The 21,749-nt window shown below is 30.3% G+C and carries 19 protein-coding genes and 1 other annotated feature; of the genes, 16 read left to right on the forward strand and 3 right to left on the reverse strand.

Annotation, left to right across the window (positions count from 1 at the left end):
• Window positions 1–6 precede the first annotated feature (6 nt).
• Window positions 7–168 (forward strand): hypothetical protein, encoded by a 162-nt coding sequence (locus tag ACQRC6_RS05820; RefSeq protein ID WP_427848126.1) that lies wholly within the window; start codon window positions 7–9, stop codon window positions 166–168.
• A gap of 15 nt (window positions 169–183) precedes the next feature.
• On the opposite strand, the gene ACQRC6_RS05825 is transcribed toward ACQRC6_RS05820, so the two are convergent.
• The gene (locus tag ACQRC6_RS05825) at window positions 184–1,899 is read right to left on the reverse strand and encodes a hypothetical protein (protein ID WP_427848127.1); all 1,716 of its coding nucleotides are present in this window, start codon (window positions 1,897–1,899) and stop codon (window positions 184–186) included.
• A complete protein-coding gene (locus ACQRC6_RS05830) occupies window positions 1,889–2,800 on the reverse strand; it encodes an AAA family ATPase (RefSeq protein ID WP_427848128.1) in 912 nt (303 codons plus the stop codon). The genes ACQRC6_RS05825 and ACQRC6_RS05830 overlap by 11 nt, the downstream gene beginning before the upstream one ends.
• Window positions 2,801–2,910: 110 nt before the next feature.
• Here ACQRC6_RS05830 and ACQRC6_RS05835 point away from each other — a divergent pair, with 110 nt between their 5' ends.
• The 15 genes from ACQRC6_RS05835 (at window position 2,911) to gltX (ending at window position 20,468) form a co-directional block, all read left to right on the forward strand.
• Complete coding sequence (locus ACQRC6_RS05835) at window positions 2,911–3,033, forward strand: hypothetical protein (RefSeq protein ID WP_427848129.1); 123 nt, start codon at window positions 2,911–2,913, stop codon at window positions 3,031–3,033.
• A 273-nt stretch (window positions 3,034–3,306) separates the two neighbouring features.
• Window positions 3,307–3,469: a binding site (T-box leader), on the forward strand.
• 37 nt (window positions 3,470–3,506) lie between these two features.
• A complete protein-coding gene (serS, locus tag ACQRC6_RS05840) occupies window positions 3,507–4,793 on the forward strand; it encodes a serine--tRNA ligase (RefSeq protein ID WP_427848130.1) in 1,287 nt (428 codons plus the stop codon).
• A gap of 205 nt (window positions 4,794–4,998) precedes the next feature.
• Window positions 4,999–7,698, forward strand: a complete 2,700-nt coding sequence (locus ACQRC6_RS05845) for a calcium-translocating P-type ATPase, SERCA-type (RefSeq protein WP_427848131.1) — start codon at window positions 4,999–5,001, stop codon at window positions 7,696–7,698.
• A gap of 231 nt (window positions 7,699–7,929) precedes the next feature.
• Window positions 7,930–8,940, forward strand: a complete 1,011-nt coding sequence (locus ACQRC6_RS05850; protein WP_427848132.1) for a CPBP family intramembrane glutamic endopeptidase — start codon at window positions 7,930–7,932, stop codon at window positions 8,938–8,940.
• A 114-nt stretch (window positions 8,941–9,054) separates the two neighbouring features.
• Complete coding sequence (gene yfcC / locus ACQRC6_RS05855; protein ID WP_144015216.1) at window positions 9,055–10,767, forward strand: putative basic amino acid antiporter YfcC; 1,713 nt, start codon at window positions 9,055–9,057, stop codon at window positions 10,765–10,767.
• A 10-nt stretch (window positions 10,768–10,777) separates the two neighbouring features.
• Window positions 10,778–11,965, forward strand: a complete 1,188-nt coding sequence (gene iadA, locus ACQRC6_RS05860) for a beta-aspartyl-peptidase (RefSeq protein ID WP_427848133.1) — start codon at window positions 10,778–10,780, stop codon at window positions 11,963–11,965.
• 90 nt (window positions 11,966–12,055) lie between these two features.
• Window positions 12,056–12,739, forward strand: a complete 684-nt coding sequence (locus ACQRC6_RS05865; RefSeq protein ID WP_427848134.1) for an AzlC family ABC transporter permease — start codon at window positions 12,056–12,058, stop codon at window positions 12,737–12,739.
• On the forward strand, window positions 12,740–13,045 hold the full coding sequence (locus ACQRC6_RS05870; protein WP_427848135.1) for a branched-chain amino acid transporter permease: 306 nt from the start codon (window positions 12,740–12,742) through the stop codon (window positions 13,043–13,045).
• Window positions 13,046–13,165: 120 nt separating this feature from the next.
• The gene (locus ACQRC6_RS05875; protein WP_293557689.1) at window positions 13,166–13,540 is read left to right on the forward strand and encodes a GntR family transcriptional regulator; all 375 of its coding nucleotides are present in this window, start codon (window positions 13,166–13,168) and stop codon (window positions 13,538–13,540) included.
• Between the two features lie 2 nt (window positions 13,541–13,542).
• Window positions 13,543–14,382, forward strand: coding sequence for an ABC transporter ATP-binding protein (locus tag ACQRC6_RS05880; RefSeq protein ID WP_293557687.1), 840 nt, complete (start codon window positions 13,543–13,545; stop codon window positions 14,380–14,382).
• Complete coding sequence (locus ACQRC6_RS05885) at window positions 14,379–14,999, forward strand: hypothetical protein (protein WP_293557685.1); 621 nt, start codon at window positions 14,379–14,381, stop codon at window positions 14,997–14,999. Before ACQRC6_RS05880 ends, ACQRC6_RS05885 begins: the two co-directional genes overlap by 4 nt.
• Complete coding sequence (locus tag ACQRC6_RS05890; protein ID WP_293557684.1) at window positions 14,996–15,634, forward strand: ABC-2 transporter permease; 639 nt, start codon at window positions 14,996–14,998, stop codon at window positions 15,632–15,634. The genes ACQRC6_RS05885 and ACQRC6_RS05890 overlap by 4 nt, the downstream gene beginning before the upstream one ends.
• Window positions 15,635–15,778: 144 nt before the next feature.
• Window positions 15,779–17,104 (forward strand): NCS2 family permease, encoded by a 1,326-nt coding sequence (locus ACQRC6_RS05895; RefSeq protein ID WP_427848136.1) that lies wholly within the window; start codon window positions 15,779–15,781, stop codon window positions 17,102–17,104.
• Between the two features lie 312 nt (window positions 17,105–17,416).
• Window positions 17,417–18,979 carry an S-layer homology domain-containing protein gene (locus ACQRC6_RS05900; RefSeq protein ID WP_427848137.1) on the forward strand — a complete coding sequence of 521 codons (1,563 nt, stop codon included), beginning with the start codon at window positions 17,417–17,419 and terminating at the stop codon, window positions 18,977–18,979.
• 13 nt (window positions 18,980–18,992) lie between these two features.
• Window positions 18,993–20,468, forward strand: coding sequence for a glutamate--tRNA ligase (gene gltX / locus ACQRC6_RS05905; RefSeq protein WP_427848138.1), 1,476 nt, complete (start codon window positions 18,993–18,995; stop codon window positions 20,466–20,468).
• A gap of 681 nt (window positions 20,469–21,149) precedes the next feature.
• Here gltX and ACQRC6_RS05910 read toward each other — a convergent pair.
• On the reverse strand, window positions 21,150–21,626 hold the full coding sequence (locus ACQRC6_RS05910; protein WP_320849800.1) for a hypothetical protein: 477 nt from the start codon (window positions 21,624–21,626) through the stop codon (window positions 21,150–21,152).
• Window positions 21,627–21,749 lie beyond the last annotated feature (123 nt).

Below are 21,749 nucleotides of genomic sequence, written 5' to 3' on the forward strand. Positions count from 1 at the left end.
AAAAAAGTGAAGAGAATTTTTGCTATTATTTTAAATGTAATTATCTTTGGATTAATGTCAATTTTACTTTCTAGGATTCCGAAGGAAAGCTTATTATTAAAATTGATTTATTCAATAATTTTAGTCATGGCAGGATTTAATGTAGCAAAGGGAATAAAAAAGGAGTAGGTTCCATTATGAAGCCTACTCTATTTTATTTGCGTAAGTTTTTAAAAATATGCCGACAACTTTGTGAAATCTTGCGATATCGGTAATATAGGCGTAGTCATTGCCATAGATTTTTTTGATATTTAAGCTTTCCGATTCTTCGCCAGTAAACACGCCAAAGGTGTTTATACCCATTAACCTTGTCAATAGCACTTCCTTTGATGTGTCCATGACTGCTTCGTCATCTTTATAATTTTCACCGGGAATTTTTGATGTGCCTACAATTCCTATGTCGATTTCATCAAAGGGAAGTCCGTCAGTTAAAATTATTAAAAATCGCCTTGCATCGTAATTTTTTGAAATTAAATATCGCATAAATTTTATTGCAAGGCCATCTCTATTAGATCCACTTGGTGAATATTTAAAGATGTTCATGTTTTTAATTTGAGGGTCATTGTAATCTCTATATTTTTTTATAACGAGATAATTGTAAAAATTATTGTAAGAAAAAATCCTAGTTTTTATATTTAAGCTTGTTAGAGCCTCTGCAATAATGTAGCTTTCTGTTGCTACAATTTCTTTTCTTTTGTTTTGGGATGCAGAGGAGTCTAGCAGAATGTCAACAAAAATTTCGTTGGAATCCTTGTGATTTATTTTATTAAAAATTTTATAATCGCTAAGTTCCTTTGATTTCCAAATTTCAGAGGCAATAATTTTTCCCTCATTTGATTTTGCAATTTCATCTTCAGATTCTTTTAGCAGAGAATTTTTTATTATGCTTGAAAGTTCACGAATTGCACGTTGATTTTGGATTTTGTTGTCTTCGTAAAATTTTAAATTTTCTAGGTAATTATTATTTTCTTCTTTGGCAAAGTAGGAATTTTTATTTTTAAATTCGCCACTGGGAAAATAAATTTTAATATCATTATGAATGTCTGTTGCGATTTTTGACGCAATTTTATCGGCAGTATGCCTTTTGATTTTTTCTATACCATAGTGTTTTTCTAGTGCGTCGTAAATATTTTGGTCGCCAAAATTATTTTTAAAATTGTCTTCTTTTACATTTATATCTCTATAATCGTCGTTAAAGAAAGTAAACTCAGCAGATTCAATATTGTACCTTTCGAGAAAAGTGTTGTCCACAAATTTTTTTCTTTTGTAAGGGCGATTGTTATCTGAAGAAGAGTTGGACTTTGCTTCCTTTTTAAATTTCTCATAACTTTCGTCAATGTCATTGGGAAGATTTTTGTTAATGTGAAAATACTTTTTGAATAAATATTTTAAAAATTCTAGGTACTTAAATGTGTCTAAGCTTTTAAAAGCATAAATTTCATCTAACATTTCTTCTAAAACTTTTTGAATCTTTGGGAATTTTCCTCTTTCTTTTCTAATGTATCCAATTTTTAACTCTGTTGTTAAAATTATTTTTTGTCTATTCAAGTATTTTAAAATTTCTTCATCGTGAGATTTTTTGAAATCCAAAGTGCCAGGTCTTTCTAAAATCATTTCATGTGAAAAAATATTTTCAATAATTAGTTTTGAAATTTCCCATAAATCTTTTTTATTGTTTAAATTATTTATATATCTTTTGAAAAAGTCATCAATTGTATAAAAATAAAAATATTTCGACGCATAGCCAAGGATTGCAGCTTCGTAGGAGTCCTCTGGTTTTAGCGAGAATTTAAAAATATCGAAGTTATAAAGATCTGAAACAGTCCAAAATATATTTTTTAGTCTATTTTCATCCTTCAAATAAATCAGCTCTTTCAATATTTTTTACAAAGAGAGTGTCTATTACATCTGTAACAATTTCTCTCTCGTAGGAGTCAAAGGTTTTATCTACAATTCCAAGTTCAAGGGAATCTCTAATGTCTAATCCTTTATTCATAAGTTCAATGCTAGAAAGGAGTCCGCGAAGATCAATTGCCTTTGAAGAAATTTCTGAGTTAAGAGATTTCTCTTGCAAGTCCAAAAATAATTTTGTGAAAATTTTTATTGCATTTTTATTTAAATTTGTATTTTCTTTAAACAATTTTTCCAAATCGCTTTCTGATATTGTTGGCATATCAATTACCAAAAATCTTGATACCAAGGCTTCGTTTAAATCACGAGTGCCAATGTAACCGTAATTCATTGTTGCTATAAATCTCGTTGCATCATTTAAATTTAGTCTGCCATAACCAGAAACATCGATAACTCTTCTGTAATCAAGAGTTGAATGCACAACAGAGAGTGCTTCGTTTTTTGCCATATTTATTTCGTCAAATACTGCAAAGCCACCTTGTTCTGCAGCTTCGTAGACTGGTCCTTTTTTTAGGATAACTTCATTATTTTTAAAAGTATCAGAACCAATAAGACTTGAAGGGTCTGATGCAATGTTTAGAGAAATCGTCCAAAGAGGTCTCTTAAAAAGATAGGCAAGATTTTCTGCTAAAACATTTTTGCCCGTTGCCTTTGGTCCAGATAAAAGGATGTTATCGCCAGATAAAATTGCTGCGATTGCCTTCTCCCAAGTTTTTTTGCCATAGTATTTATATTTAATTTTTGGAATTCTATATCTATATTCTTCATTTAATTCATGTTTTTCTATAAATTCATCTACTCCATTGAGTAGATCTTCTGAAACGCCTTGTGAAAGTAAAAACTTTCTCATTTCATCACCTCTAGCATATTATAACAAAAAGAAAAAATTTTATCTTAAATAATAATTTGTAAGAAATTGAAAGATTATTCTATGATATAATGCAATAAAGGAGGATTATTATGGCTTGTGTGTCTAAATCTATAATAAGTTTAATAATAGGTTTTGGATTTTTTGTTGCAATTTTTGCTCTTATAATATTGGCAATAATTGCCTTAATAAAATATATAAAAAACAATAGATGAACTAAAAATTACATATATGACAATGGAAATGTTTTAATCTTACTATAACTTTTTATGATAATTAGTTGTTTTAAATATTTAATTTTACAAGGTTGTAAGATATTGTAAATGTTAGGATTTATAACTAGGTTCAAAATATCAACGATTATTTTTATTAACAAAGAAATATTTTGATTTATAATCTTTTAACATAGTATTATTTAATTAGTTGACTTTACTTTACACGCTAAAGACTTGAACTTATTTTTTCTTGTGGTATAATATTAAAAACTAAAAAAGGCGATAATTGAGAATAGTAATTTTAAAAAGTTTTTTAGAGAGCAGGTGGTTGGTGCAAATCTGTAAACATTTAAAATGAATCCACCTCATAGTCTATGAATTTTTAAGTGAACCATTTGGTTAATTAGGGTGGCAACGCGGGTCTCTCGTCCCTTTAGGGATTGAGGGGCTTTTTTTATTTTAAGGGAGGATTTATGTTAGACATTAAATTTGTAAGAGAAAACCCAGAAGCAGTTAAGGAAAACATCAAAAAGAAATTCCAAGATGAGAAACTTCCACTAGTTGATGAAGTTATAAAAATCGACGAAGAACTTAGAGAAGCAAAAACTAAGGGAGATAATCTTCGTGCAGAAAAAAATCAAACTTCAAAAGAAATAGGAAGCTTTATACAAAAGGGTGAAAAGGATAAAGCCGAAGAAGCTAAAAAAAGAGTTGCTGAAATAAATGAGGAAATCACAGAATTAGAAGCAGTCGAAAGAGATCTTGGCGAAGAACTTAAAAAAAGGATGCAAATTATTCCACAAATGATTGATGATTCAGTGCCAATAGGAAAAGACGACAGTGAAAATGTGGAAATCGAAAGATTTGGTGAACCAGTTATACCGGATTACGAAGTACCCTATCATGTTGATATCATGGAAACCTTTGATGGAATTGATTTAGAGTCAGCTAGAAATACATCAGGAGCAGGATTTTATTATTTAAAGGGCGATATTGCAAGACTTCACTCTGCAATTTTATCCTATGCAAGAGATTTTATGATTGATCGTGGATTTGAATATCACATTCCACCATTTATGATTCGTTCAGATGTTGTTACTGGTGTAATGAGTTTTGCTGAAATGGAAAATATGATGTATAAGATTGAAGGAGAAGACCTTTATCTAATTGGTACATCAGAACACTCAATGATTGGTAAATTTATTAATACAATTACTCCAGAAGAAGATATGCCACTTGCATTAACTTCTTATTCTCCATGTTTTAGAAAAGAAGTTGGAGCTCATGGAATAGAAGAAAGAGGAGTTTATAGAATTCACCAATTTGAAAAGCAAGAGATGGTTGTAATTTGCAAGCCCGAAGATTCAAAGGATTGGTTTGTAAAATTATGGCAAAATACAGTGGACTTCTTCCGCTCATTAGAAATTCCTGTAAGAACTCTTGAATGTTGTTCTGGCGACTTGGCAGATTTAAAGGTAAAATCTCTTGACGTTGAAGCCTTCTCTCCAAGACAAAATAAATACTTTGAAGTTGGATCTTGTTCAAATCTTGGAGATGCACAAGCAAGAAGACTTAATATTAAACTTCGTGGTAAAAATGGAACATATCTTGCACATACTTTGAACAACACAGTTGTTGCACCGCCAAGAATGTTAATTGCCTTCTTAGAAAATCTTCTACAAGAAGATGGCAGTGTAAAAATTCCAAAACCACTTCAAATGTATATGGGCGGAAAGGAAAAGATTGTTCCAAAAAAATAATTTAAGAGAATATTTTTGGGTAATATTAACTTAGATTGTTTTAGGCAAAATAATTTGATATAATTTATTCACTTAGGGGAGTAACTTTTAAATTTTCAGTCGTCATTACGGCATTGCCCGGCTGGAAAGCTTAGTATTAAGTATGTGAGACCGATGTAACAATCGGTCTCTTTTTTTATTTTATATGAAATTATAAGGAGGAATTATGGAAAAAAATTGGTATAATAAGTCGCCAGATGAGACCTTGAAAAATCTCTCGACAACAAAAGAGAAGGGACTATCTCATGAAGAAGCTGAAAACAGATTGCAAGAGTATGGAGAAAATGCACTTGAGGCAGAAAAGAAAAAATCCTTTGGAGAAAAGCTAAAGGAGCAAATCCTAGACCCAATGATAATTATTTTAATTGCAGCAGCAATTGTATCTGTTTTTGTAGGAGAAGCCCTTGATGCTGGAATTATCATTGCAATTGTAATTGTAAATGCCTTTCTTTCAATTTATCAAGAGGGAAAAGCAGAAGAAGCCATTGAAGCACTACAAAAGATGTCTTCGCCAAAGGCAAAGGTAATAAGAGATGGCGAACATGAAGAAGTTGATTCAAATAAATTAGTTCCAGGAGATATTATTGTCCTTGAAACAGGAGATATTGTTCCAGCAGATTTAAGGCTTATAGAATCATCAAATTTAAAAGTCGACGAATCATCACTTACTGGAGAATCTGTTGCTGTGGAGAAACACTATGACGCAATATATAGTGGAAAAATGGAAATTGGAGATAGAGAAAACTTAGCTTATTCTTCAACAATTGTAACTTACGGTAGAGGAATGGGAGTAGTTATTGAAACTGGACACAATACAGAGATTGGCAAGATTGCAACTTCAATTGCAACGGTAGGAGAAGAACAAACACCCTTGCAAAGAAAACTTGCAAAACTTTCAAAAACTCTTGGCATTTTGGTAATAGTAATCTGTGCAGTTGTAATGGCTGTTGGACTTTTATATAAACATGATCCACTAGATATGTTTATGACAGCAATTTCACTTGCAGTTGCAGCCGTGCCTGAAGGCTTACCTGCCATAGTAACAATTGTACTTTCAATTGGCATGGGCAAGATGGCAGAAAAAAATGCCATTGTCAAAAAACTTTTGGCAGTTGAAACTCTTGGAACAACTACAGTAATTTGTTCCGACAAAACTGGTACTCTAACGCAAAATGAAATGACAGTTGTAAAAGTTTTTACCGACGGAAATGTTTATGATGTTTCAGGAACTGGCTATGTACCAGAAGGAGATGTAACTAAAAAAGAAGAGGTAGTTACAATAGAAGATGATGAAAACTTAAAAATTTTATCATCAATTGCAGCTCTTACTAATGATGCAAAATTAAAGGTGAAGGGCAGCGAAGCATCCATTACAGGAGATCCAACTGAAGGGGCGCTCCTTACTTTTGCAGAAAAAGCAGGAAATGGATTAGAAAATCTTTATAAAAAATTTGATAGGCTGGAAGAAATTCCCTTTGATTCAGATAGAAAGATGATGACAACTTTTCATGACAAAATTTTTGACGAAATCACATCTTTTACAAAGGGTGCACCTGATGTAGTATTAGATAGATGTAGTAAAATTTTAATTGGCGGAGAAGAAGTTGAACTAGACGATAAACTTAAAAAAGAAGTTTTAGATAAAAATTCAGAATTTGCAAGATCCGCTCTTAGATGTTTAGGTTATGCTTATAGAAAACACAAAACTCTTCCAAGTGAACTTACATCTGAAGTTGTTGAAAAGGATATGGTCTTCGTTGGACTTACTGGAATGATTGACCCATCAAGACCAGAAGTTAAGGATGCAATAAAAGAATGTAGAAGCGCAGGTATAAGACCAATTATGATCACAGGCGATTATCTTGAAACAGGTCTTGCAATTGCAAAGGACCTTGGTATTGTAAAATCAGATGATGAAGCAATAATGGGTAGAGAATTAAATGAAATGTCTGAAGCAGAACTTCGAGAAATAGTAAAGAAAAAATCTGTCTTTACGAGAGTTTCTCCAGAAAACAAAGTTCAAATAGTAACCGCCTTGAAACAAAATGGACATATAGCAGCTATGACAGGCGATGGTGTAAATGACGCACCAGCAATTAAAAAGGCAGACATTGGCATTGCAATGGGAATTACAGGGACAGATGTCGCTAAAAACACAGCGGAAGTAATTTTGACAGATGACAACTTTGCAACTATTGTAAATGCAGTTGAAGAAGGACGAATTATTTATTCTAATATAAAAAAATTTGTGGCATATTTACTTTCATGCAACATGGGAGAAGTGTTAATAGTTTTAATTTCTATATTGATGAACTTGCCAGTGCCGCTTATTCCAATTCAACTTCTTTGGCTTAATCTTGTAACAGATTCTTTTCCAGCCTTAGCTCTTGGAGTTGAAAGAGGAGAAGCTGACATAATGAAGGAAAAACCGCGCGACCCTGACGAACCAATCCTAGACACAGAAATAAAAATAACAGTTGCAATTCAATCTATTGCAATAACAGTTGCAACACTTCTTGCATATTTTATTGGCTTAAAATGGTATGGATTAGGTGAAGGACTTCACCACGCAAGGACAATGGCATTTTCATCACTAATAATTTGTGAACTTCTTAGATCCTATACGGCAAGATCAATAGACAAGACTGTTTTTGAAATTGGAGTATTCACAAATAAAAAATTAGTAATGGCAACAGCATTTTCTTTCTTATTGATGCTAGTAGTAATCTATGTGCCAGTGTTAAACGATGCCTTTGGACTAATGGATTTAGGACCAAGAGAAATTGCAGTAGTGCTTGGCTCAGCAGTAATACCACTTTTAGCAGGAGAAATCCAAAAGAAAGTAAGATTTAGGAAAAATAAATAATTTATTATTAAATAAAATATATAATGAAAAGCCGACATTGAAATTTAAGAGGTCAACTTAAAATTTTGTCGGCATTTTTATTTTAAAATCTGTAAATAGAATTTTTATAATGTTTAAAAATTTTTAGCCTTTTTTATTGAAAATTTTAAATATCTTGACAAAATAAATACACGAGGTTAAAGTGTAGATATAAAATATATACACTTTAGATAAAAGGAGTTTGAGAAATTTATGAAAAAAGATTTAAAAATTTATATTGGAGTTTCATTTATTCTTCCATACATAATGGGATTTGCAATTTATTACTGCAAATTAAACAATATAAATACAAATATTTATCCTCTATTTCAAATGTTTATGCCATTTCTTGGTGTAGTAGCCTTATTGTACAGTGAGGATAAGAGTATTTTGAAGAATAGTGTAATTAAAATTTATATAATTACAAGTCTTATTTTATTTGCATTTTCAATAATAAATATTTTTTCTTCTAATTTTAATACAAGCTTTTCAGATTTTATAATCTTGATATCTGCGATTCCAATGATTATATGTATTTCAACTATGGATAAAAATCTTAAAAGAAAATTATGTTTAGACAATCCAAATAAGAAAACAACATTGTTAATTTGTCTAGTTTTTATAATTATTTATTTTCTAAGATTATTTTTGGGAGGTATATTACAGGGAGAAACAAGAGAGATAATAAAAATCTTAAATATTAATAGTGTAAAAATTCTTGTTTCAATTTTTATTTTTTCTTTTTTAAATATCGTGCCTTTTATAGGCGAAGAATATGGTTGGAGAGCATATTTAGCACCAAGGCTAAAGGAAATTTATGGATATAAAAAATCTATTCTGATTACGGGCTTTATTTGGGGGATATGGCATTTACCACTTAATCTTTTCTACTATTCCGATGGTCAGTTAGCATCACAGATTTATTCAATACTTGGGCAAATTGTATTTTGTACATTTTTTGGAATATTTTTAACTTATGCTTATAATAAAACAAAATCTATTTGGGCTCCTGTTATGATACACTACTTAAACAACAATTTGGCATTATTATTTATTACAGATATTTCCAAGGATATTTTTTCTGGTCAACATTATGATTTAAAAGGATTTTTATTTACAAGTATAAGTTCAATTATATTTTTTGGAATCTTTATATTTTTTAATCACGTTAAAGATGAAAGCCTTTGGGAGAAATCGGTATTTGAAAACATAAAAGAAGACTAATTTTTAGTTTTTTTACCTAAATAATAATTAAAATAAATTAAAATAGTTTTAGCATAGAAAAAATGTATAATAAATTTAGGGGTTAATTATTGAATTATGAAAGGAGATATAATTATGAAAAAGAGAGATTTGACAAAGTTTAAAACTCCACATACATATGCGATTATATTTTTCGTGGTAGTTTTATCTTGGATTCTTACCTTTTTAATTCCTGCTGGTAAGTTTTCAACTCATGAAGTTGAATATGAAAATGCAAATGGAGAAATTAGTTCAAGAACTGTATTGCAAACTGAAACATTTAGGTACATGCATCCACTAGACAAAAAATTTTTATCTGAAAATTTAAGTAAGTTATTTGAAGATAAAGAAGCGCTAGAAGAACATGAAATTGACGAAGATGGTTTTGCTCTACTTTTAAAAGAGCCAGCAGATTCTTGGACGGTAGAAAGCTTAGCTGAAGTTGGATTAACAGATGATACTTTATATGAAATTTATGGAGAAGATTTCTATGACACTTCAGTTAAATTAAATAAAACTGCAACTGTATGGGGTACAGAGGACTTCAATGGTTTTGGTTTTCTAAACTTTTTATTTGAAGGTTTAGTATCAGGTGACAAGTATGGATCAGCAGTTGGTATAATTGCTTTACTACTTGTTGTTGGGGGAGCCTTTGGAATTATAATGAATACTGGAGCAATTGATGCTGGTATTTATGCAGTAATAGACAAGACAAAGGGACTTGAAAAATTTGCAATTCCCATTTTATTTTATTTATTCTCACTTGGTGGAGCTACATTTGGAATGAGTGAAGAAGTTATACCATTTTCTATGGTCATGGTTCCCTTTGTAATAGCCCTTGGTTACGATTCAATTGTCGCTGTAACAGTTACCTTTGTTGCATCTCAACTTGGAAATGCAGTTTCATGGATGAGTCCATTCTCAGTTGCAATTGCACAAGGTATTGCAGGTATTCCTGTACTTTCAGGGGCTGGATTTAGACTTATATGTTGGGTAGTAGTTACAGGACTTGGTGCAGCTTATACAATGTTATATGCACAAAAAATTTACAAAGATCCTAGAAAATCTGTAACTTATGAAAATGACAATAAATTTAGACTAAAATTACAAGAAGATACATCTGCAAAAGAATTTAAACTTGGTCACAAGATTATATTATTAGAAATGCTTGCAGTTTTAATTTGGATTGTTTGGGGAGTTATGAAAAAGAGTTACTATATTCCAGAAATAGCATCTCAATTCTTCGTAATGGGTCTTGTTGGAGGTATAACAGCAGTTATATTTAAGCTAAACAACATGACAATTAATGATATGGCTTCAAGTTTTCAATCAGGAGCAGCTGACCTTGCAGGCACAGCAGTTGTAGTTGGTATGGCAAAAGGAATATTAATTGTACTAGGCGGCAGTGATGCAAATAGTTTTTCAGCATTAAATACAATACTTTATTCTGTGGGCAATGCCTTTTCAGGTGTACCTAAGACTTTAGCTGCCATAGGAATGTATTTATTCCAATCACTATTTAACTTAGTAGTAACATCAAATTCTGGACAAGCTGCTCTTACAATGCCAATAATGGCTCCACTTGCAGACCTTGTTGGACTTTCTAGACAAATTGCAGTACTTGCTTATCAAATGGGTGCAGGATTTATGGACGCCTTTACCCCAGTATCTGCAAGTTTAATTGGAGTACTAGGTGTTGCAGGAATTGATTGGTCTAAATGGGCAAAATTTCAAATAAAAATGCAAACCTTCTTCTTTATTATAGGCTCAGTAATACTTATTATTGCCGTAGCAATTAATTTTCAATAGGAAGTGGAATATGATAAAAATAATTAGAAATGTAAAAGTTTATACTCCAAAAAACATTGGCAAAAAAGATGTGTTAATACTTGGAGATAAGATTGCTTCAGTAGAAGATAAAATTGATATAAACATTTCCTCAATGGAGGTTGAAGAAATAAAGGGAGAGGGCAAAATTTTAACTCCAGGATTTATTGACTGTCACGTTCACATTTTAGGTGGTGGAGGCGAAGGAGGTTTTAAGACAAGAACTCCTGAAATAAATCTTACAACTTTAACTACAGCAGGTGTTACAACAGTTGTTGGAACACTTGGAACAGATGGAGTATGTAGAGATATAGAGTCACTACTTGCAAAAGCACGTGGACTTGAAGAAGAAGGAATAACATCATATATTTATACTGGTTCCTATCAAGTGCCTACTCCAACTTTAACAGGAGATATTATGAAGGATATAATGTCAATTGATAAGATAATAGGAGCAGGAGAAATTGCACTTTCAGATCATAGATCATCACAACCAACCTTCGAAGAATTTATTAGACTTGCTGCAAATGTGAGAGTGGCTGGCATGCTTTCAGGAAAAGCTGGAATAATAAATATCCACATGGGTGATGGAAAGAAAAACTTAGATTATTTAAACAGAGCAGTAGATGAAACTGAACTTCCAATTACACAATTTTTGCCAACACATTGTGGTAGAAATAAGGAGCTTTTTGAAGAAAGTATAAAGTACATGAAACGCGGTGGATATTGTGACTTTACTGGAGCGGATGACCCCGATTTGTGGGAAAGAGAGTATGGAGAAGTTAGAATATCAAAGGCAATTAAAAGAATAATAGAAGAAAATATATCCCTAGATAATTTCACATTTACATCTGATGGACAGGGAAGCTTTCCAATGTTTAACGAGAAAAATGAATATATTGGACTTGGCATGGGAAAATCAAGCTGTCTTTTAGAAGCAATAAAAGAATGTGTATTTAAAGAAGATATACCACTTGAAATTGCACTTCGAGGAGTAACATCAAATCCTGCAAGAATTTTATCATTAACTAATAAGGGAAAGATAAACAAAGGATTTGATGCTGACATTAATTTGCTTGACGAAGAAACATTAGATATTGATACAGTAATTGCAAAGGGTAGGATTATGTTAAGAGATAAATTGCCAATAGTATTTGGAACCTTTGAAGAAAATAAATAAATTTAGAAAGCCACGATTAATTTCGAGGGTTTTTATGCATAAATTCCTTTATTTATGTTATAATTCTAAAAAACTTTAAGGGGTGAAAAGATGATTAAAAATTTAAAAAAGACCTTTCCCTATACTATTCCAATATTTATTTCTTTTTTATTTATAGGAATTTCTTTTGGGATATTCACTTCATCAAAGGGATATGCACCATGGGTTGCTCCACTTACTTCAGTTGTGATTTTCTCAGGATCAATTCAATTTGTTGTAGTTGAGGCAATGTATGCTGGCATGAATTTACTTTCTTTTGTTTTAATTGTTGCAATGATGAATATTAGACATTTCTTTTATGCACTTACTTGTCTTACAAAGTTTAGAGACATGAGTGAAGGCAAGAGAATTTATTCAAATTATGCCCTTTGTGATGAAGCTTATTCAATGATAATGGGCGTTCCTGTGCCCGATGATATGAAAGAAGAAGATTTTTATTTTTCCATAATAATTTTACTTCAAGCATACTGGTTTTTGGCTACGACACTTGGCGGAATTCTTGGAAATTTTGTAAAGACAGAAATTTTAGGAATAGATTTTATACTTACGGCTTTATTTTTAGTAATCTATTTAAGCCAGTGGAATCAAACGACTGACCACTTTCCTGCTATTATTGGAGTTGTGGCTTCGGGGTTTTCATTAATTATCTTTGGAGAAAATTTTATTCTTCCAGCGATGATTATAATCTTAATCTTTTTATACATCGACTTTAAGAAAAAAGGGGAGGAAATATAAATGCTTAAATATATTTTTATCGCAGGTTTAATAACTGCGATGGCGAGATTTCTTCCTGGAATAATTTTTAGAAAGAGAAAACTAACAACTTTTATTGAATATCTTGGAGAAAAACTTCCCTACTCATTAATGGGGCTTCTCCTCGTATTTTGTATTAGAAAAGTTAATTTTTTAAACCCTACAGAAGTAATACCTGTTGCAACATCCTTTGCAGTGATAATTTTAAGTTTCAAATTTATTAAAAACTTTTTTTTGTCCATTGCACTAGGAACGGCATTGTATATGGGATTTTTATATTTAATTTAGTTTTAAAACTGTCCTTATGGGCAGTTATTTTTTTGCAATTTTTATTGACAAAGGCATTTATAGGATATATACTGTAAATATAAAATATATACAGTATATATTAAGAATTTTGGTGATGATATGAAAATAATTATTTCAAATGACAGTGGTCTTCCAATTTATGAACAAATAAAAAATCAAATCAAGGCTCAAATTGTATCAGGAGATTTATACGCTGATGAACCGCTTCCTGGTATGAGAACTCTTGCCAGCGATTTAAAGGTTTCTGTTATAACTACAAAACGTGCTTATAACGACTTGGAGCAAGAAGGCTATATTTATTCTATGCCAGGTAAGGGCTCCTTTGTTAAAAAATTAAATGAAGAAGTTGTTAGAGAAAATGCTATGGCTGAAATTGAAAAACATTTTACTGATGCTATGACTGTTGCGAAAGCTGCAGGAATAAGTTTAGATGAGTTACAAGAAATTTTAAAGACCTTAGACGAGGTGGACTGATTATGAAAAGTATAGAAATAAAGAATTTAAAAAAAGATTTTAAGGATTTTGAACTAGATATTGACAGTTTAGACATACCAGAGGGTGCAGTTATTGGACTTATTGGCGAAAATGGTGCAGGTAAGACAACTCTTTTAAAATGTATTTTAGATTTATATAAATATGGTGGCGATATAAAAGTTTTTGGCGAAAAAATTCATAAAGAATCTTTTGAAAGAATTGGAGTAGTTTTGTCAAATTCCTTTTTTAACGAAAGTTTTAAAGTTAAAGATGTAGTTGACATATTAAAAGTTGCCTACAAAAATTTTGACGAAAAACTTTTTTATGAGCTTGCAGATAAATTTAAGATGCCAAGGGACAAAAAATTAAAGGAACTTTCCACAGGAAATTTAATGAAATTAAAAATAATTTCTGCAATTTGCCACAATCCAGAACTTTTGATTCTTGATGAACCAACATCTGGTCTTGACCCAGTTATTCGTGACGAGATAATTGAGTTTTTATTTAACTATATGCGTGATGGCAATAAGACAATATTATTTTCTTCACACATTTTATCTGACATTGAAAAAATTGCAGACTATATAATTTATATTCACGATGGAAAAATTATTCTATACGATGAGAAGGATGCTCTTATAGAAAAATATGGAATTTTAAAAACTTCTGAAGAAAATTTAGAGAAATATGGCGATTTTATTTTGAAATTGAGAAAAAATAAATATTCCACAGAAGCTTTGATTAAAAATGTAGAAGTCTTTAAAGAATTTTATCCTAATGAGGTTGTTGACAAAGTAAATGTAGAGGACATAATGATATTTTTGTCAAGAGGTGCAAAATGAAAGCAGTTTTATATAATGATTTTAAACTGGTAAAGAAAATTGCAATCCCATTTACAATATTTATTGGAGTCATACTTGCCATAAGTTTATTTACTACTGGAGAAATTTCTAATAGAATTTTCGTTCAGTGGGCATTTACTATGATATTTATCATGAGAACTCAAATTATCTTTGGGGATAAATTTAATGATTTTGAAAAATTTATTACTATGCCAGTTTCCATAGAAGACTATTCTATCGCTAAAATAATAAAAAATTTTGTAATATTTTCTATTACCTCTATTATTTTTTGGGTTGGATTAATTATTAGCAATCAAGAAGTCAAAGTATCAATTTTAAATATATACCTAAATATATTTATTGCTTTAGACTTTTTGAGTCTAAGTTTAAGTCATATTTTATACGCAAAACTCCAAAAAGGAATTGTGATTTTATTTTACGGCCTATTAGTAATAGGATTTGGCATAGCTACCGCAATGGGATACGGAGCTTATTATGATTATTTAATAGATTACAAATCAATATTTATAATTGCTTCTGTAATAATTTTCGTCTTATCCCTATGGGCAGATTATAAATACTCAACAAAAAACATTAGAGAGGGGCAAATAATATGAAAATACTTTTATTAAATGATTTTAAAATTAGAAAAAAGTTTATTATTGTTTATTTCATATTTATAGGAATAATTTTTGCTTTAAAAAGTCTTGGACTTTTCTCAGAGGAATTTTCTTTCTTTGCAGACAAAGCCTTTGCAGTATTATTTATGTCAGCCCTCCTAATTCACTATGTCCTATATATAATATCCAGCGAAGGAATGATATTGGACAAGAGCAAGCCTTACCTTTTGACACTTGGTGCATCAAGGAGAGACCTAATAAATGTAAAATTTCTAAAGGTTCTTATTATTTTTATAATAGATTCAATATTAGTTTTTTACATCATGCAAGAGGTTGAAATAAATGGCATGGACTTTAACCTAGGATTTTTTATTGTGCTATTTTTAATGGCCTATTACCTTATAAGTATTCCAATCTATCTTTACTTTGGGCAAACAAGTGGTGTGGGAACAATGTTTACATCATCGCCTGCGCTTCTTCCTATATTAGATAAGTTTGGAAAAAATCCAACAGGATTTTTTATTGGAATAATTAAAGGAAGCAGCAACTTAGTCTTATCCTTATCTTTAATTATTTTCATTATAATAATTTATGCCGCAGCTAGAATAATAGCGGAGAAAAAAGATTTTTAAATATTAATAGACTCAAAGGACTTTTGATTTCAAGAGTCCTTTTTAATTTCAAAATTTATAAAATAAAAAGTTTACCATCTTTGTGCCATTTAATCTAATTTGTGATAGAATAAAAACTGAATTTATTAAGGAGGAAAAAGAAAAATGGAAACAAATTCAAGTTTTTTAGAAAAGACTTTTTCTCTTACTGAGAGAAAGACAAATGCCAAGACAGAGTTTTTGGCAGGACTTACAACTTTTATGACAATGTCATATATATTAGTTGTAAATCCAAATATGTTATCAGAAACTGGAATGGACAAGGGTGGAGTTTTCACTGCGACTATTTTATCGTCAATTATTGCAATGCTCTTTATGGGATTATTTGCAAACTTGCCCTTTGCACTTTCAGCAGGAATGGGGCTTAATGCTTTCTTCACTTATACAGTAGTTTTAAGCATGGGTCACGATTGGTCCTACGCACTTACTGCGGTATTTTTGGAAGGTGTTATTTTCATAATTATGAGTTTATTTAATATTCGTGAAGCAATATTTACATCAATACCCATGTCATTAAAAAATGCAGTGTCAGTTGGTATAGGACTTTTTATAACTTTAGTTGGACTAATATCTTCGGGAATGATTGTAAATAACGATGCAACATTAATTTCACTTGGAGAAATTGCAACAAGACCTTCAGTTGTATTTATAGTTTCCTTAATGGTTATGGCATTTTTGACAGCTAAAAATGTCAAGGGAGCACTTTTATATGGAATAGTAACAGGAACAATTCTTGCACTTATTTTAGGAGTTACTCATCTTCCTGATGGATTACTATTTTCACTTCCACCATCAATATCAAGCGTTGCCTTTAAACTTCACTGGGGAGATTTATTTACTTTTGATATGTTCTCTGTAATGTTTACATTTTTATTCGTAGACTTATTTGATACTGTGGGTACTTTAACTGGAGTTGCGACAAAAGCAGGATTAATAGACGAAGAAGGAAATTTGCCAGGAGTTGGTCGTGCCCTTTTATCTGATGCCATAGGTACAGTTGTGGGAGCACTTCTTGGAACAAGTACAGTTACAACTTTTGTTGAATCTGCATCAGGAGTAGCAGACGGTGGTAGAACTGGACTTACATCTCTATCATGTGCTTTCTTTTTCCTATTATCGCTATTTTTATTTCCAATCTTTTCAATTGTGCCAGCACAAGCAACATCTGCAGCTCTTGTAATGGTTGGACTTTTTATGATTAGCCCAATTAATCAAATAAAATTAGATGATTTCACAGAATCTGTGCCAGCATTTTTAACAATGGTTACAATGCCCTTTGCTTACTCAATTGCAGAAGGAATTTCTGTTGGAATGATTTCTTACGTAATTTTAAAAGTAGCAACAGGTCGTGGAAAAGAAGTATCACCTGTAATGTATATCTTGGCAATTATATTTACTCTAAGATATTTAAGACCAATTTTGCCATTTTAATAAAGTAAGGGACTTTAGCGTTTTAGATGCTAAAGTCTTTTTTATTTGATAAAATATTTTAAGGTATTTTTTAGGTGTAAAGAAAAGAACTTAAAGACAAGTTTATATAATATATTAAGAGCCAAGGAAAATCCTTAGCTTTTTATATTATCTAGTGTTATTTCATCATAAATCTACACATAAATAATTAAATTCAAGCATTAATAAACTATATTGCAATAATAAATATCTTATAATTTATCTATTTATGTTAAAATATTTGTAGTTATTTTAAATAAACTGATATAATAAATATATTAAGGGGGATTTTTTATGAAAAAAATGCTTTTATACATAGTTATGACCTTTATACTTTTTGTAAATGTTTTTGCAGCTGAAGATATTCAAGTTGTATTAGAGCAACCTGCAGTTTCAGAGGCGAAGAGTGGAGATACTTTTAAGTATAATTTAATTGTTAATTTGCCAAAAAATTATAAGGAAAAATATTCTTCCTTCTCTGTTACACTTTTATTTGACAGTGCAATTGAAGTTAAAAGTACAAAACTTTTAGATGAAGCAGAGTCCAAAGGTAAACTGGATATTAGAGAAACCTCTATAAAAGGGAAAAATCAAAATATTGTAACTATAAATGCAAATGACCTATCAGTTATAAAAGGATACAAGTTAAATCTTGAAATTATAACAAAGATAAAAAAGGATATAGGATCAAGTTCAAATTTAAAAAATTCCTTTGTTCTAAGTTATGTGGACAAGGGTGGAGAAACTAAGAGCGATCAAAAAAATTTAGAGTCGTCAACAAAGACGCAAAATGGAACTCTTTCAATAAAGGATGTATATCAAGATTCAAGCGAAATTGTTGGAAATACTGAAAAAAATGCAAGTGTTAGAGTTGCCATAGACAAAAAAGTTGTTGCCAATGTTAATTCTGATGAGAAGGGCAATTTCAAAGTAGAAAATTTAGATTTAAAAGAGGGTTCTTTAATTAGAATAGTTGCCGAAACTAAGGATAAAGAAGCAAGCTTGGATTACATCGTTAAGCCTAAAGTTGAGTCTAAAAAATCGACCGAGCTTGTAACTGAAAATAATGAAGAAAAAGATTTATATAGTACAATAAAAACTCTTGAAAAATTAACTGACTATGTAGATTTTGCAAAAAATCTTTCCACTGCAAAGGCAAGCAATCAAAATGAAAAGAGAATTCGTGCGGCAATTGCATCAGCTGAATATGTAGTTGTAAAAAGTGAAGTTTCTACAGAAGAAATCAATAAATCTTTAGAAGAGTTGCAAAAATCAATCGAGGTTATTAGACTTCCCTATATGGCAGGTATCTCTAAGGATAAATTTGCCCCTAACGAAAAAATAACAAGAGCTGAGGCTGCTTCAGTTTTAAAAAGAATAATTGACGACAAGGCAATTGCCAATGACACAAGTTCTTTTAAAGATGTAGAAGAAGGCACATGGTATTACGACAATATAGTTTTTGTTGAAAAGGAAGGTTTAATTTCTGGATATTCTGACGGAACTTTTAGACCAAAGGAGGCAATGACTAGAGCACAATTTGCAAGTATGATGGCAAATTATTTGAAATTAGAAGAAGGAAATAATCCAATATCCTTTAAAGATGTAAAGGAAGGTTTCTGGGCAAGTAAAGCTATAAATACTCTATCAAGTCATGGCATAATGGTTGGAAAATCAAAAAATGAATTTAAACCAAATGATAAAATAACAAGGGCAGAAGCTGCTACAATTTTTAACAAAGTTTTAGACAGAAAGATAAATAAATCTTTCTTAGATAAATATTCAAAGAACACATTTAAAGATCTTAATAGAGATCATTGGGCTTATTACCAAGTTATAGAAATTACAGCAAAATAGAAAGGATGAAAAAATGTCAGATGTTAAAGTAAGATTTGCACCATCACCAACAGGCTATTTACACATTGGTGGACTTAGGACTGCATTATACAATTATTTATTTGCAAAAAAAAATGGCGGCAAATTTGTTTTGAGAATTGAAGATACAGATAGAACTAGATATGTTGAAGGTGCCATTGAAAATTTAATTGATTCTCTTGAATGGGCAGGCATTACACATGATGAAGGTGTCTTTGTAAAAGATGGAGAAATAGTAGATATTGGGGACTGTGGACCTTATATTCAATCCAATAGACTTGAAATTTATCAAAAATATGTCGATGAATTAATTGAAAAGGGCTATGCTTATTATTGTTTTTGCTCCAAGGAAAGACTTGATAACCTACGTGAAGAACAGAGAATAAAGGGAAAAGTACCTAAATACGATGGACTTTGCCGTAGTATACCTATTGAAGAAGCGAAAAAGAGAGTTGCAGCAGGTGAAGAATATGTCATAAGACTAAAACTTCCTAAGAACAGGGACATTACATTTCACGATGCAGTTCGTGGCAAAGTTACAATAAATACTGATGAAATTGATGATCAAGTTTTGATGAAATCTGACGGATTTCCAACTTATCACTTGGCTGTAATAGTTGATGATCACCTCATGGGAATTACTCATATTGTAAGAGGGGAAGAATGGCTTCCATCAACTCCAAAGCATGTATTTATGTATGAATGTTTTGGTTGGGATGCACCAGAATTTGTTCACCTTCCAACAGTTTTAAATAAAGATAGAAAAAAACTATCTAAAAGACAGGGCGACGTTTCAGTAGAAGACTTTAGAAAAAGAGGATATCTACCTGAAGGAATTGTAAATTACCTTGCGCTTGTTGGTTGGTCTCCTGAAGATGGCGAAGAAATTATGACAATGGATGAATTAATTGAAAAATTCTCCTTTGAAAGAGTTGGAAAGAGCGGAGGAATTTTTGACACAGATAAATTAAACTGGGTTAACTCACATTACATTAAGTCCTACGATTTAGACAAACTTTCTGAACTTTCAATCCCCTTTGTTACAAAATCCGGACTCTTATCTGAAGAAGAAATTAGAGAAAATTTTGAGTGGTACAAAATTTTAATCGACACAGTAAGAGAGGGAATAGACAAATTAGAAGACATTCCTGAACACATTGACTTTTTATTTGGAGATATTGAAATTACGGAAGACTCAGCTAAAGAAGAGTTAGCACAAGATCATGTAAAGGGACTACTTGAATCCTTTATAAAAATTGTAGAATCTCATGATGAAATCGACATGGAAACTGCAAAGGGACTTATGAAAGAAGTGCAAAAGGATTCTGGAGTAAAGGGCAAGAAACTTTATATGCCAATTAGGGCAGCAATCTCTGGAAATGTTCATGGACCAGAAATGCAAAATATTTTATATCTTTTAGGAAAAGATAAATTAATTGAAAGGGCAGAAAAAATAAAAAATGCTCTATAAATTTTAATGAGATAATTAAATTATTTATAAAAATAAGAGGGAAAGAAGTGAATCTTCCCTCTTAAAATTTGCCATAAAAAACTATTCTTTAAAATATTTATACAATTTAGAAATATCACAAATAATAAGTACTCCAATAATTATAGAAATTATTTGTGTGATTAAAATTAAAATATGAATTAAAGTAAAAATAGAAAATCTAAAATTGTAAAATAAACTTAAATCTTTTGAACTAATGCCTAGATAATTAATTAATAAATTCCACTTTGGAAAAATTGAAAAATTTTCAGATAATAATCCAAAACTATTTACAAATAACAAGTAATAGAAACATAAAAATCCAATTTTAATTATTTTGTTTTTTTTAATCATTTGAAATCAACTACTTTATCAATTTTAATATAATTATAATCATTTTCTTGGCAAAAACATTGTTTATTTGATTTATTATTTTTCATAAAAATTCTCCTAATAAAATTTTAAGTGCACTATAAATAAAATTATTTCAGAAAAATATCTCCATTTTTAAACCTTTGAATATATGGAAACATAAAACACACTCCTTATTAAAAAAATAATATCATATTACTCAGATAAAAAAATTTTTCTAAAGCACATATAAATAGTAAAAATGAAATTATTTATAAAAATAAAGTGGAGTTATTAATCTTAAAATACATATTAATAAGTAATTTCATATTTTTCTTGATTATAGTAGTGGGCTGTTATTTTCTTTAAATCTGTTTTATTTAAAAAAATAAACCAAAAGGAATTTGCTTTATTAAGAGTACAGTCATAGCTATCGTTTATTTTTATATCTTTTATCCTATTATCAAATTTTCCACAAACTACTTTATTGTTTTTATTTAAAGGAATTTCTAAGAAAGAAAATCCTTTTTCTTTATAAAAAGGTTGACAACTTCCTTGATAACCAGACATTTTTTCTTTCATAGTAAGCCTATCATATATGGCGTATGATAAAAATTTAGTTTTCTTATTTTCATATATTTTAATAGTTTCAAAACTATTAAAATTCTTCGACAATAAAATATCTTCACTAGACAATTTGTTCTCCAGATTAAATATATTAGAGTTTCGGAATAATAATAAAAAAGCTAAGCATAATAAAGATATAACCAACAAAAATTTTCTAGTCATATTTTCTCCTTAAAATTATTGAAATAAATATTAATGCTTAAAATAATCCGCCAAAGAAAATCTTTACTCAAGTAAATTATATCATAATAATGGAAAAAATTTATGAAGTATATTTTTTCTAAA

This window comes from Peptoniphilus sp. SGI.035 (assembly GCF_050315115.1).
In the GTDB taxonomy this organism is placed as follows: Bacteria; Bacillota; Clostridia; order Tissierellales; family Peptoniphilaceae; genus Peptoniphilus_A.

Bases quoted from the DNA above. Each gene is read 5' to 3' on its own strand.
- ACQRC6_RS05890 (WP_293557684.1), top strand. From the start codon at position 14,996: ATGAAAATACTTTTATTAAATGATTTTAAAATTAGAAAAAAGTTTATT.
- ACQRC6_RS05830 (WP_427848128.1), bottom strand. From the start codon at position 2,800: ATGAGAAAGTTTTTACTTTCACAAGGCGTTTCAGAAGATCTACTCAAT.
- ACQRC6_RS05845 (WP_427848131.1), top strand. From the start codon at position 4,999: ATGGAAAAAAATTGGTATAATAAGTCGCCAGATGAGACCTTGAAAAAT.
- serS (WP_427848130.1), top strand. From the start codon at position 3,507: ATGTTAGACATTAAATTTGTAAGAGAAAACCCAGAAGCAGTTAAGGAA.
- ACQRC6_RS05880 (WP_293557687.1), top strand. From the start codon at position 13,543: ATGAAAAGTATAGAAATAAAGAATTTAAAAAAAGATTTTAAGGATTTT.
- ACQRC6_RS05835 (WP_427848129.1), top strand. From the start codon at position 2,911: ATGGCTTGTGTGTCTAAATCTATAATAAGTTTAATAATAGGTTTTGGA.
- ACQRC6_RS05850 (WP_427848132.1), top strand. From the start codon at position 7,930: ATGAAAAAAGATTTAAAAATTTATATTGGAGTTTCATTTATTCTTCCA.
- iadA (WP_427848133.1), top strand. From the start codon at position 10,778: ATGATAAAAATAATTAGAAATGTAAAAGTTTATACTCCAAAAAACATT.
- ACQRC6_RS05910 (WP_320849800.1), bottom strand. From the start codon at position 21,626: ATGACTAGAAAATTTTTGTTGGTTATATCTTTATTATGCTTAGCTTTT.
- ACQRC6_RS05870 (WP_427848135.1), top strand. From the start codon at position 12,740: ATGCTTAAATATATTTTTATCGCAGGTTTAATAACTGCGATGGCGAGA.
- ACQRC6_RS05900 (WP_427848137.1), top strand. From the start codon at position 17,417: ATGAAAAAAATGCTTTTATACATAGTTATGACCTTTATACTTTTTGTA.
- yfcC (WP_144015216.1), top strand. From the start codon at position 9,055: ATGAAAAAGAGAGATTTGACAAAGTTTAAAACTCCACATACATATGCG.
- ACQRC6_RS05865 (WP_427848134.1), top strand. From the start codon at position 12,056: ATGATTAAAAATTTAAAAAAGACCTTTCCCTATACTATTCCAATATTT.
- ACQRC6_RS05895 (WP_427848136.1), top strand. From the start codon at position 15,779: ATGGAAACAAATTCAAGTTTTTTAGAAAAGACTTTTTCTCTTACTGAG.
- gltX (WP_427848138.1), top strand. From the start codon at position 18,993: ATGTCAGATGTTAAAGTAAGATTTGCACCATCACCAACAGGCTATTTA.
- ACQRC6_RS05885 (WP_293557685.1), top strand. From the start codon at position 14,379: ATGAAAGCAGTTTTATATAATGATTTTAAACTGGTAAAGAAAATTGCA.
- ACQRC6_RS05875 (WP_293557689.1), top strand. From the start codon at position 13,166: ATGAAAATAATTATTTCAAATGACAGTGGTCTTCCAATTTATGAACAA.